12 protein-coding genes and 1 other annotated feature are annotated in these 11,815 nt (G+C 38.3%); of the genes, 10 read left to right on the top strand and 2 right to left on the bottom strand.

Translation table 11 applies throughout. The features are described 5' to 3' along the window. Positions 1–96: 96 nt before the first annotated feature. Positions 97–321 (bottom strand) — a binding site (T-box leader). A 192-nt stretch (positions 322–513) separates the two neighbouring features. From V7112_RS03585 to V7112_RS03565, 5 genes are all read left to right on the top strand, one after another. Then, the gene (locus V7112_RS03585) at positions 514–1,479 is read left to right on the top strand and encodes an MBL fold metallo-hydrolase (RefSeq protein ID WP_335415555.1); all 966 of its coding nucleotides are present in this window, start codon (positions 514–516) and stop codon (positions 1,477–1,479) included. Positions 1,480–1,501: 22 nt separating this feature from the next. Beyond that, entirely contained in the window at positions 1,502–2,296 is a 795-nt protein-coding gene (locus tag V7112_RS03580) for an SDR family NAD(P)-dependent oxidoreductase (RefSeq protein WP_335415552.1), read from the top strand. 271 nt (positions 2,297–2,567) lie between these two features. Then, positions 2,568–3,005, top strand: coding sequence for a VOC family protein (locus V7112_RS03575; protein WP_335415549.1), 438 nt, complete (start codon positions 2,568–2,570; stop codon positions 3,003–3,005). Between the two features lie 144 nt (positions 3,006–3,149). Then, a complete protein-coding gene (locus V7112_RS03570; RefSeq protein WP_335415546.1) occupies positions 3,150–4,190 on the top strand; it encodes a glutathione S-transferase family protein in 1,041 nt (346 codons plus the stop codon). Positions 4,191–4,200: 10 nt separating this feature from the next. Beyond that, positions 4,201–4,701 (top strand): GNAT family N-acetyltransferase, encoded by a 501-nt coding sequence (locus V7112_RS03565; protein WP_335415543.1) that lies wholly within the window; start codon positions 4,201–4,203, stop codon positions 4,699–4,701. Between the two features lie 43 nt (positions 4,702–4,744). Here V7112_RS03565 and V7112_RS03560 read toward each other — a convergent pair whose 3' ends face one another. Continuing rightward, positions 4,745–5,416 (bottom strand): CPBP family intramembrane glutamic endopeptidase, encoded by a 672-nt coding sequence (locus V7112_RS03560; RefSeq protein ID WP_335415539.1) that lies wholly within the window; start codon positions 5,414–5,416, stop codon positions 4,745–4,747. A 368-nt stretch (positions 5,417–5,784) separates the two neighbouring features. On the opposite strand from V7112_RS03560, the gene V7112_RS03555 reads away from it, so the two are divergent. The 5 genes from V7112_RS03555 to V7112_RS03535 all read left to right on the top strand — a co-directional run bounded on the left by V7112_RS03555 (position 5,785) and on the right by V7112_RS03535 (position 10,423). Next, positions 5,785–7,047 (top strand): DinB/UmuC family translesion DNA polymerase, encoded by a 1,263-nt coding sequence (locus V7112_RS03555; RefSeq protein ID WP_335415537.1) that lies wholly within the window; start codon positions 5,785–5,787, stop codon positions 7,045–7,047. A gap of 138 nt (positions 7,048–7,185) precedes the next feature. Continuing rightward, positions 7,186–7,518: a YolD-like family protein gene (locus tag V7112_RS03550; RefSeq protein WP_335415535.1), complete on the top strand. Its 333-nt coding sequence runs from the start codon at positions 7,186–7,188 to the stop codon at positions 7,516–7,518. A 68-nt stretch (positions 7,519–7,586) separates the two neighbouring features. Then, positions 7,587–8,135: a GNAT family N-acetyltransferase gene (locus V7112_RS03545; protein ID WP_335415532.1), complete on the top strand. Its 549-nt coding sequence runs from the start codon at positions 7,587–7,589 to the stop codon at positions 8,133–8,135. Positions 8,136–8,376: 241 nt separating this feature from the next. Then, complete coding sequence (locus tag V7112_RS03540; RefSeq protein WP_335415530.1) at positions 8,377–9,330, top strand: zinc-binding dehydrogenase; 954 nt, start codon at positions 8,377–8,379, stop codon at positions 9,328–9,330. 175 nt (positions 9,331–9,505) lie between these two features. Continuing rightward, the gene (locus tag V7112_RS03535) at positions 9,506–10,423 is read left to right on the top strand and encodes a ketopantoate reductase family protein (protein ID WP_335415527.1); all 918 of its coding nucleotides are present in this window, start codon (positions 9,506–9,508) and stop codon (positions 10,421–10,423) included. Between the two features lie 219 nt (positions 10,424–10,642). On the opposite strand, the gene V7112_RS03530 is transcribed toward V7112_RS03535, so the two are convergent. Then, on the bottom strand, positions 10,643–11,728 hold the full coding sequence (locus tag V7112_RS03530) for a citrate synthase/methylcitrate synthase (RefSeq protein ID WP_335415524.1): 1,086 nt from the start codon (positions 11,726–11,728) through the stop codon (positions 10,643–10,645). Positions 11,729–11,815: the final 87 nt, after the last annotated feature.

Here is an 11,815-nt window from a genome sequence, read left to right as displayed (position 1 = left end):
TTTCCTCTGAAAAATCGTGACATCCGCTGGAGGCTTATTTTATTCAGTCGGGTTGAACCCCGACTGAATAAAATAAAAAGACCTATTCCATCCTTGTTAAAGGACGGAATAGGTCTACTATCCGCGGTACCACCTTACTTAACATCTAAAAAATGATTTTTCGATGTTCAACTCGAACCCGTATCGTGGGTGAAACGGTTAGGTTTTCCTAACAGCTCATAGGTAGGTTCAATCAAGAAGCGGGCTTGAGATCTTTCAGCCGATGGATCTCATTCTCTTTTCGCCATTGCATGATTTACTAGTCCTAATCAATGCCTTTACGAATTTTATATTGATAGTCATTATGCAATGATTTAAGCGGGATGTCAAGGACATATTTTTTAAAAATAAGCCCAATTATGTTTACATAACAGATATATTATTTGAATATAATGACAAAACGAGGATGAAAAGGTAAACTAATAGTAGATAAATGTAACGAAATTTTATGGATATAGTACAAAGGAGATTTATATGAGTAAACTTACCACCACGAAGGATGTTTTTAAAATTACCTTGCCCACACCTTTTGCTGTCGGGGATGTGAACGTATATGTTGTTAAGGGAGACGCCTTAACCTTAATTGATGCGGGAGCAAAAACGGAGGAAGCTTGGCAGTCCTTCAATGAGCAGCTTGCGCAGTTAGGCTATAAGCCATCTGACATCGAACAAATCGTGATCACTCATCATCATCCTGACCACGTCGGACTTCTTGATTATTTTAATAAGGATATCCCTATTATCGGACATCCAAAAAATCAGCCATGGATTAGTCAGGATAAGCAATTTTTTAACGATAATGAACCGTTTTATAAAGAGCTTTTTACTCAATTAGGACTTGACCCAGCATTTGTAACGTTAATTGATATTGATGAAGAACTTGAATATTCTTGCCGTAGGTCGCTAACAACAACGGTTGGGGAAGGAGATACAATTGCGGGGTTAACAGGCTTTAAGGTGTTGGAGACGCCTGGACATGCGCAAAGTCATATTGTTCTGTATCGAGAAGAGGACGGAATGCTGATTGCGGGAGATACCCTTCTAGCAAAAATCTCACCAAACCCATTGCTTGAGCCACCACAATTTGGTGAAACATCTAGACCAAGACCATTAATTCAATATAATAATTCCTTGAGAAGACTTCAAACACTTAACATCTCTAACGTTGTGACAGGGCATGGAGACGATATTGTGAATGCTCATGATCTTATTAAAGAAAGATTCGTAGCACAAAAAGAGCGGGCATATTATGTTTTGGAAATGATTAAGAAAAAGCCAATGACTGCTTTTGAAGTATGTACTAGATTATTCCCGAGAGTGTATTTGAAACAGCCTCTCTTTACGGTCTCTGAAACAGTTGGACAGCTTGACTTCCTTGAAGAAATGGGTGAAATTAAGATAGAAGTAGTGAACGGACAATATATGTACCATGCAAAATAATTCCTGAGGTGAAAAAGGTCGTATGAATTCAAGACTAAAAGGAAAAACGGTTGTCATTACTGGGGCTTCCGGTGGACTTGGTGAAAAAATTGCCTATCTTGTTGCTGAGCAGGGGGCATCCCCGATACTGTTAGCTCGAAGTTATGGGCAGTTAGAAAAAATAGCACAGAACATTCAAGAAAAATACAGCATAGATTGCCTGTTTTATAAGCTAGATGTTGGTGATACTGACAATGTAAAAGAAGTGTTTAATGACATTTTACGTAACGTAAAAACAGTAGATGTTCTTGTGAATAATGCCGGGTTTGGTGTGTTTGCTAATGTTGTGGACGCAAAAATAGAGCAAATGAAGGCGATGTTTGAGGTAAATGTGTTTGGACTCATTGCATGCACAAAAATGGTATTGCCAACAATGATTGAACAAAGCTCAGGTCATATTATTAATATTGCTTCACAGGCAGGGAAAATTGCAACACCTAAATCAAGTGTTTATGCTGCTTCAAAGCATGCGGTTCTCGGGTTTACCAATAGTTTACGGATGGAGCTTTCAACCACAAACATCCATGTAACAGCTGTCAATCCAGGACCGATTCGAACACGTTTTTTCGATATAGCAGATGAGTCTGGTACATATGCGAAAAATGTAAATCGTTTTATGCTGGATCCAGATGTTGTTGCTTCAAAGATTGTAAATTCCATGCTAACTCCAAAACGCGAAATTAATTTGCCAGGCTGGATGAATGCTGGCAGTATGTTTTATACCCTGTTCCCTCGACTTGTTGAAAAAGTGGGGCGCAAGGCGTTTTTTAAGAAATAACTTTAGACAATACCCCTGTTGCGAGGGGTATTTGTTGTTTTTAAATGTTAAATCCTGCTTATTGTAGGGTAAGTAATTGCAGACAATGCTAACGGTATATCACGGAGTCGTAAAACGATAAATGGTATACCGTAAACCATTTATGCCTGTTGAAGAAAGGTTCTGCTCTTCTGTGGCAATGCTTGTATCGTATTATATTTATCGTACCGTTGTTAATACTAGAATTTGATTTAGGCTATTGTGAAATTACAGGAACATAGGAGGGATGAATTTGAAAATCCAAAGAATAGATCACGTGGCTGTAATCGTAAATGATCTATCTGTCGCTAAAGAGTTTTTTCTCGATTTAGGACTTGAGGTAAAAGGGGAATGGGAAATGGAAGGCGACTTGATGGGATATGCAGTTGGGCTTAATGACGTTAAAGTTGCGTGTGTAGGAATGGGAACGTCAGGTGGTCAGACATGGTTAGAGTTAATCAAATTTTATAATCCGTCAGATGAAAAAGATATTCAGCGACCTTTTGCAAATACACTGGGCATCCGTCATATTGCATTTACTGTTGAAGATATTGAATCTGTTGTTGGCAAATTGAAAAAGAAGGGTACAGAAATCTTTAGTGAAATACAGCAATATGAAGAAAGTTATAAATTATGCTACGTTCGTGGTCCAGAGGGAATTATTTTGGAGTTGGCTGAGGAAATCAAATAAGTAATAGACAGATAAACTATCACCTATAGAAGTCTAAATATCTAAGTATTAATTCTTGACGTATGATTTTGATAATGAGTAAATATAATTAAACACATTGAATTACTGTGCATTAAATAGAAGCAATTTGAGGGAGAGAATAACATGTCACAAAATGATTCGATAATTAGCTGTGCGATTCCCGTTCAATCGAACAATGATTCGTCAAAAAAACCTGCAGAAATCAAAGCAGATGGATCTTTCAATCGTCAAACGAATCGCTTTACGACACCCTTTGGAAACCAGCCAGGTGAACTAACTGTTGAGTCGGGGCGCTATCGCTTGCTTTGGTCTGCTGCATGTCCATGGGCACACCGTTCTGTGATTGTTCGTAAAATTCTTGGGTTAGAAAAAGCGATAAGCTTAGGGACTGTAAGTCCTTTAAGACCAAGAATTGGTCATGTAGATTGGGAATTTTCCTTAGATGAAAATGGAGTGGACCCTGTCTTAGATATTCAGTATGTGAGTGAGGTTTACAAGCAGGCGGATCCAGATTATACAGGTAGACCGACTGTTCCAGTCATGGTTGATCTTGAAACCAAAAAAGCTGTCAATAATGACTATTTTAAGCTTACCAATTATTTTGAAACCGTTTGGGCTCCATTCCATAAGGAAAATGCACCTGATTTATATCCGAATGGTCTGCGCGAAGATATTGATGCATTGAATGATGTAATTTTTCATGGTGTAAACAACGGTGTGTATAAATGTGGATTTGCTCGGTCGCAGGAGGCGTATGAACAAGCCTATGATCAGTTGTTTGCTAGATTGGATGAATTAGAGGAACGTTTGTCTCAGCATCGCTTCTTATTTGGGGATTTTATTACGGATTCCGATGTGCGATTATATACGACCTTGGTGCGCTTTGATGCTGCTTATTATTCTGCTTTTCGCACGAATCGAAATTTAATCCGTGAGTTTAAAAATTTATGGGGCTATGCCCGTGACTTGTATCAAACTCCTGGCTTTGGTGAAACAACTGATTTTGCTGCGATTAAGCGACATTATCACCTATCTATCACCATTGACACTGCAAAAGGCGAAGTGAATATTCTGCCTAAAGGACCAGACGAATCGGTATGGCTGTCCGAGCATAACCGCGAGCAGTTAAGTGGGAAAAAAGAAAAGTTCTTGATCCAAGGGTAGGTGTAGACATATGAAAATTCGTGATGCCAAACAGGATGAATTGGATTTTATACGTGAGCAACGAGTTGCTGCATATTTTGAGCATTCCAGTGTAATTCCAGCTGCCCATTGGCAGGCTCTTAAGCAAGCAATCTCGTCTGAAGCTGATCGTCAAACCGGTGTCAATCTCATTGTGTGTGAACTTGATGAAAAAATTGTAGGAAGCATAGTCTTGTTTCCCGCTAATACAGATGCATATGAAGGTGAGTTGGAAGAGTTAGATTATCCTGAAATACGAATGCTTGCGGTTGATCCAGAAGCACGTGGGAAGGGTGTCGCTTCAGCTTTAATTAACGAGTGCATTCAGCGTACAAAAGCAAAAAGTCACCAATTCATCGGACTACATACTGGTGAGTTTATGAAAGAGGCGATTAAGTTATATACAAAACACGGCTTCGAGCGTTTGCCGCAGTATGATTTTGAGCCGGCAAATGATGGAATTATTGTTATGACGTTTCGATTGTCTATATAGTACAGAAAAAAACCAATTCGCCCATCCAAGCGTTTTGGTTTTTTTATTCTTCCCTCTTTTGTGGCGGCCATAAGTGGTTGCATAAATCCATTAATCCGTGGAGTAGCGCTACTGCGACAATTGACTGAGTTAAATAGTAGACATATCCAAGTATAGCCCCAACCGCACCTGTTAGTAAGGTAATATAAAATGCATTGAGCAAATGTTTTAGGGTGTATGTATTTTCATTTACTACTGTTAAGAGATTAAAGGCGTGAAACAAACCAAATGATAATGTTGCTGCCCAAAAGCCAAATTCACTTTGGATAATTCCTCGAAACATTATTTCTTCCCCAAAGCCAACGATGACAATCCAAAATAAAGCCGTTCGTAGTTTCATAGGTTTGAAGGTTAATTTTCCTACTAGTAGATAATCAATTAGTCTTGGGACCGAAAGCATAACTAAGGTAATTACCAAATAATGGAACCAACCCTGATTAAGAGATCCGAATGATAAACCAAAATGTGACAGGGGGTTATTTGATAATAGAATATAAACTAGAGCAATGATCATTCCAAACAATTGAAGGTTTAACCATTTTAGTTTGAGTTTCTGCTTAACTAATACATAGCCAACCAAGATAGTGATTACTATTCCGAAATTTAGTGATTGGATTAGTATTGCTATACTGACTAATAGAAAATAAACCACACTTATATAGGCAAACTTACCCAAATTTCCCAACCCTTTTCCTTTTATATTAACAGATAATTTTGTAATTTAATAGTGGGGGTAATGCTATTAGGTCAGGCGCCTTTTTAAGATTACATACTGGTGAGTTCATGAAGAATGCGATTAAATTATATACAAAACACGGCTTTGAGCGCTTGCCGCATTATGATTTTGAGCCGGCAAATGATGGGATTATTGTTATGGCGTTTCAATTGTCTATATAACACCGAAAAAACCAATTCGCAATCAGCGTTTTGGTTTTTTTGTTCATTTTGAAATGTTGCTTAAAATTCCCATTGAAATCGAACGTATATTCTCCTATGATTAAGAATATAATACGAACGTATATTCCTTTTTGGAGATGATGTTAGATGGTGGATTACAGTCAGTTGCCCGTTCAAAAGATTTTATGCGTGGATATAAAAAGCTTTTATGCGAGCTGTGCGGCAGTATTATTAGGCCTTGATCCACTTGAGTGCTATTTAGCAGTCGTTGGAGATAAAGAGCGCCAGGGAAGTGTTGTGCTCGCAGCTTCACCAAAGCTAAAGCAGGAATTTGGGATAAAAACAGGATCTAGGCTCTTTGAAATCCCAAAGGATCCACGGATTAAAATTGTAAACCCGAAAATGGCAACGTATTTACGAATTTCAACGGAAATTACAAGACTTTTTAACCGGTATGTACCAAAAAACGCGATCCATGTATATAGCGTAGATGAGAGTTTTATCAAGATTGATGGAACTGAAAAATTATGGGGAGACGCGACAACAATTGCACGTAAAATTAGGCAAGAGATTAAAGCTGAATATGGTCTAACCTGTGCTATTGGCATTGGGCCTAACATGTTAATGGCAAAGCTATGCTTAGATTTAGATGCAAAGAAAAAAGGAATCGCGGAATGGACCTATGATGATATCCCCGAAAAACTATGGTCCGTGTCGCCACTACGAGAAATGTGGGGAATTGGGAGAAGGGTAGAGCGAACCTTAAATGGCATGGGAATTACAACTGTCGGCCAGCTTGCCCACTACCCACTTGAATTACTTGAGAAAAAATTCGGAGTGATGGGTAATCAGCTTTATTACCATGCGTGGGGTGTTGATTTATCAGAAATAGGTGCACCGATTATGCAGGGGCAGGTAAGCTTCGGGAAAAGCCAAATTTTGTTGCGTGATTACCCGGACCCGGAAGAAGTGAAGCATGTCATTCTTGAAATGTGTGAAGAGGTAGCAAGGCGGGCACGTCGACATCAAAAGGCAGGAAGAACGATTAGCCTTGGAATTCATTATAGCCAGGACGAGTTCGGCGGAGGATTTTATCGGTCGAAAACGATTGAAACTCCGACAAATATTACGATAGAAATGTATCGTGTCTGTCTGGAATTATTTGAGAAATTTTATGCCCAAAAAACAGTCCGCAAAATCTCAATTGCGCTTTCCAATATTGAGGATGACACACAAATGCAATTGGATTTGTTTTATCTTAATCGAGTCAAGCAGCATAAGCTTGGTTACGTAATGGACGGCATCCGAGGAAAATACGGTTCAGATGCAATCCTGCGCGCAGTTTCTTATACAAATGCCGGAACATCAAGACTCCGCAGTAAGCTCGTCGGCGGACATAAGGCAGAATAATTCCAAAAGCGAAAAGCACCTTGAACAGCCCCGACAAGCGCTGGAACCCTGACAAGGAGGCTGTTGCCGCCGCAGGAAGGGTGAAGCGACCTCGAGGGGCTAGGTGCTGCAGCTAGACGAAGAAAGAAGGTAATAAGGATGATACGGGACCGGGGAGCAATCAAATGGACAGCAATGATGCTGCCAGAGCATGTGAAAATACTTAGAGATTGGGCGGAAGAAGATACGTTTGAGCAAAAGCCAGAACTAGATGAGCAACAAATTGAAGAAATGAATGGTGTTCTTTGTCAGGCGATGGAGGAGGGGAGAGAGATTATTGTTACGCATTATGAAGCGAAGCACCACAAACTCCTTCTTGGCACCATTCATCACTATGATGATCTACAGGGGAGATTGCATATCATCGATAAATTCGGGGAGGTTCACTATATCCCTATAAACACGTTAGTTGATTTACGCTTTTCAGACTAAATTTAGAAGGATTTTTAGCAAAAGGATAGAAGTTAATATGGTAAAAGAATGGAATGGAGTAAAAAATTATGTTTATATACCAAATTAACGAAGAATTGTCCTTAAAATTAACAGAGTTAAGCGATGCCGAGCGAATTTTTGAACTAACTGAAGAGTCAAGACCATACCTAAGAGAATGGCTACCATGGCTCGATATGACAACAAAAGTTGAGGACACAAAAGCATATATCGATTCGTGCAGGAAAAGCTATGCAGAAAATAAAGGAATGCATACCGTTATAGTCTATAAAAACGAAATCGTGGGTGTCGCAAGCTTCAACTCAATTGATTGGAGCAATAAAATAGCCTATATCGGTTACTGGATTGGTCAGCAATACCAAGGAAATGGAATCATGACAAGGGTAGCAAAAGCATTAACAGACTATGCTTTTGAGCATTTAAAACTAAATCGGGTGGAAATTCGTGCAGCAGCTGAAAATCACAAAAGCAGATCTATTCCAGAAAGATTAGGCTTTTTGAATGAAGGTGAGATTCGGCAAAGCGAGTGGCTCTACGATCACTATGTTGACCATGTGGTATATGGCATGCTAGCAAAGGATTGGCAAACAGAAAAATAAGAAAGAAGAGTCCTTTAGAAACGGTTCTGTTTTAAAATAAAATATAAAAAAATTAGAAAAGGGACACCAAATTAATGACGATTTGGATGTCCCATTTTTGTTAATTATCATTTGCTATGATATCCCACACTTATTTGTTTTGAACAAAAAGAAATGTAGACGAAATGTCACAATAATTACACTAATATAATTTTAATTGGGTTTATAATAGATATATGCTATTTAAAAGGAGGAATTACATATGAAAGGTTGGCAGTTTGTTGAAACAAATGAACCCTTACAATTAGTGGAAAAAGAAGATCCTAAGGCAGTAGCCGGTAAAGTTGTAATCGATGTGAAGGTGGGAGGACTCTGTCACTCTGATGTAGGTGTTTTAAGAGACCCAGGTTGGAAAACATTACTTGGTGAACTGCCTGTTATTATGGGGCACGAAGTTGCAGGTGTTATTAGTGAGGTTGGTGAAGGTGTAACAGATTATCAAGTTGGTGACAAAGTGGCAATCTGTCCCACCGGTCCAAGTAAAGCGGCTCCAGGTTATGCGTATGACGGGGGCTTTGGTACAAAAGTTTTAGCGCCAGCAGAAGACTTAGTTAAGATTCCTGATGGTGTTTCATTTGCCCAGGCAGCTGCTGGTACCGATGCGGGTATGACTTCATATCATGCAACTTTTACTAAAGGTGGAGTAAAAGCAGGTATGACAGTCGGTATGATTGGTATTGGTGGATTAGGTCAAATTGCTCTAGAAGCTGCTATCGCAAAAGGAGCTACTGTTTATGCAGTTGATTTAAATCCAAATGCTCGTGAATTAGCTAAACAACTAGGCGCTGCAGGAACTTATGAAAATGTAAAAGAAATTGCACAATTTGAGCCTGAAGTAATTATTGATTTTGCTGGATTTGATATAACAACTAGGGAAGCCTTAGAATCTATTGGTTTCCAAGGTAAAGTGGTCCTTGTCGGAATGGGTAAACTAGAAACAACTCTAAATGTTACTTCATTGATCACCAAACAAGCAACACTTGTTGGAAGTAACGGGGGTACCAAACAGGATATTGAAGAAATATATGAATTGTTTGCTAGCGGTAAGGTAAATCCTAAAATAACTGAAATTACTTTTGATGAGATTCCTGAAGGTATTCAGAAGCTAGAAGATCATAAAGTAACTGGTCGGTTAGTAGCAAACATGGAAAAATAAGAAACAGGCCTTGAATAACGGGTTCTATGTGTGAGTACAAAATATAAAGATACAATAGAAAAGGGACATCAAATTGCGAAAATTTGATTGTCCCTTCTTTATTGTTATTTAAGGATTTGTAATTAAAAATCATGTTACTATAATAGTAATACATAGAAAGGGCTGGAGATTTACTATGGAAATTAAAACAGTCTCAATTATTGGACTCGGTGCATTAGGTATATTATTCGGGAATCAACTTGCGAAAAGATTGCCGAAAGAAAATGTTAGAATCATTGCTGATGAGAATCGTGTAGAACGATATAAAAAAGATGGCGTATATTGTAGTGGCGAACGCTGTGATTTTCATTATGTCACACCAGAAGAACTGTGCGAACCAGCAGATTTAATTATTTTTGCAGTGAAAATTAATGGGCTACAGGATGCCATAAGATCAGTAAAAAATCATGTAGGTGAAAATACTGTTATTATATCAGCGTTAAATGGCATCACGAGTGAAGCGATTATTGGTGAAGCGTATGGTATGGATAAAGTGCTTTATTGTGTTGCTCAAGGGATGGATGCAGTAAAGGTAGGAAATAAACTGACGTATGACAATATGGGAATGCTTGTGATTGGTGACAAGGAACCAGGAGTTGTTTCGGAAAAGACAAAAGCGGTTGCTGCCTTCTTCGAGAAATACGGTGTTCCGTATGAAGTTGATCAAAATATGCCAAAAAGGCAATGGGGCAAATTCATGCTAAATGTTGGTGTTAACCAAACGGTAGCTGTTTTTAAAAGTAATTATAATGAAGTTCAAAAAAATGGCCCTGCAAGAGATATGATGATTGCTGCTATGAAAGAAGTGATTATACTTTCAGAAAAAGAAGGGGTGAATTTAACAGAAGAAGATTTGAACTATTGGTTGCAGGTATTAAGTACATTAGGTCCAAACGGAAAACCATCAATGGCTCAAGATGTCGAAGCACGGCGTAATAGTGAAGTCGATTTGTTTAGTGGGACTGTCTTAGAGTTTGGGAAGAAACAAGATGTTCAAACTCCTGTGAATCTGGAATTGTTTGACCGAATAAGAGCGATTGAAAGTGAATATTAGTAAGTAATTCATATTTTAGTAGAAGAGGCCAATGGGCAGTTTTTTCATACAAATAAAAACTAAGTTCTTTAACAACTAATGGTATGAAGTATTCATAGAAATATACAAGTTTAGTATTTCAGATATTGTTAAGAAAAAGCCCAAAATGAATATATATTCTTTTCGGGCCTTAAATATCGTTTACTCTAATATGGTTAGTTCTTTTATGAACCGATTAATTTAGATTTTTGTTCCTATATATTCTGACTCAGGGCGGAAAATAGAATTATCTTGCAGCTGCTCTATTGCATGTGCAGTCCAACCGATTATCCTCGCGACGCAGAACGTCGGTGTAAATAGTTCTGGAGGCATTTCAATAGAACGCATAATTGCAGCTGCATAATACTCGACGTTTGTATAAAGTTCACGACCAGGCTTATGCTTTGCGAGTAAATCGATTATTTCCTTTTCAGCTACAACTGCTAAGTCTAACCACTTATCTTCTCCGACCATACTGGAACATTTATCTCTCAAAAGAATGGAACGGGGATCTTCTGTCTTATAGATTCTGTGTCCAAAACCCATTATTTTTTCTCCATTCTGGAGCTTCTCTTGGATAATTGGAAAGATATTTTCTTGATTTCCAATTTCCTCAAGTAACTCAAGAACTCCTGAAGGGGCACCCCCATGCAAAGGGCCTTTCATTGTACCAATTGCAGATGTGATAGCCGCAGTTAAGTCTGATTCTGTCGAAATTGTTACACGGGCAGAAAACGTAGCTGCATTCAATCCGTGTTCCATTGTTAATTTCAGATACGTTTCAAGTGCCCCAACTTGTAGGTCGTTTGGGAGCTCCCCATTTAGCATCCATAAGTAATTAGCTATGTGTGACAAATTAGGATTAGGGTTGACGGTAGGTAAACCTTGTTGTTTTCGGTAATGTTTTGCTACGATTACTGGAATTGCTCCAGTAAGTATTATTGCTTGCTCTTCGATAGGAGCATTAGAAAAGGAATTATGTGCAAATGCGGAAATAACTGTACGTACAGCATCCATCAATGGTACCTCTTCTGGCAAAGCATCGATGATTGCTAGAACATGGGGAGGTAACTGTCTACTAATTATTAATTTACTCTCCAAATTTCTTAGCTCATTTTCGTCTGGTAAAACTCCGTGCCAAATAAAATATGCAACTTCTTCAAACAAATAAGATGGGATAAGTTCGTCTATTAAAACACCTCTGTAGCGTAATTCCCCTAAATCTCCTTCGATAGAAGCTATATTCGTTTGAACGGCCACAACATCTTTTAGTCCTTTTTTAAACATTCTGATTTTACCTCCTTTTCTTTAGTATAGTGTTGTTGTATGATTAAATAAATTGAATATTTTGTATTAAAATGATTATTTTATTTA

This window comes from Bacillus sp. JJ1566, from assembly GCF_036962685.1.
Classification (GTDB): Bacteria; Bacillota; Bacilli; order Bacillales; family Bacillaceae_L; genus Ferdinandcohnia.
This window is presented reverse-complemented; position numbering and strand designations above follow the sequence as displayed.

Bases quoted from the DNA above. Each gene is read 5' to 3' on its own strand.
- V7112_RS03585 (WP_335415555.1), top strand. From the start codon at position 514: ATGAGTAAACTTACCACCACGAAGGATGTTTTTAAAATTACCTTGCCC.
- V7112_RS03580 (WP_335415552.1), top strand. From the start codon at position 1,502: ATGAATTCAAGACTAAAAGGAAAAACGGTTGTCATTACTGGGGCTTCC.
- V7112_RS03570 (WP_335415546.1), top strand. From the start codon at position 3,150: ATGTCACAAAATGATTCGATAATTAGCTGTGCGATTCCCGTTCAATCG.
- V7112_RS03565 (WP_335415543.1), top strand. From the start codon at position 4,201: ATGAAAATTCGTGATGCCAAACAGGATGAATTGGATTTTATACGTGAG.
- V7112_RS03555 (WP_335415537.1), top strand. From the start codon at position 5,785: ATGGTGGATTACAGTCAGTTGCCCGTTCAAAAGATTTTATGCGTGGAT.
- V7112_RS03550 (WP_335415535.1), top strand. From the start codon at position 7,186: ATGATACGGGACCGGGGAGCAATCAAATGGACAGCAATGATGCTGCCA.
- V7112_RS03545 (WP_335415532.1), top strand. From the start codon at position 7,587: ATGTTTATATACCAAATTAACGAAGAATTGTCCTTAAAATTAACAGAG.
- V7112_RS03540 (WP_335415530.1), top strand. From the start codon at position 8,377: ATGAAAGGTTGGCAGTTTGTTGAAACAAATGAACCCTTACAATTAGTG.
- V7112_RS03535 (WP_335415527.1), top strand. From the start codon at position 9,506: ATGGAAATTAAAACAGTCTCAATTATTGGACTCGGTGCATTAGGTATA.
- V7112_RS03530 (WP_335415524.1), bottom strand. From the start codon at position 11,728: ATGTTTAAAAAAGGACTAAAAGATGTTGTGGCCGTTCAAACGAATATA.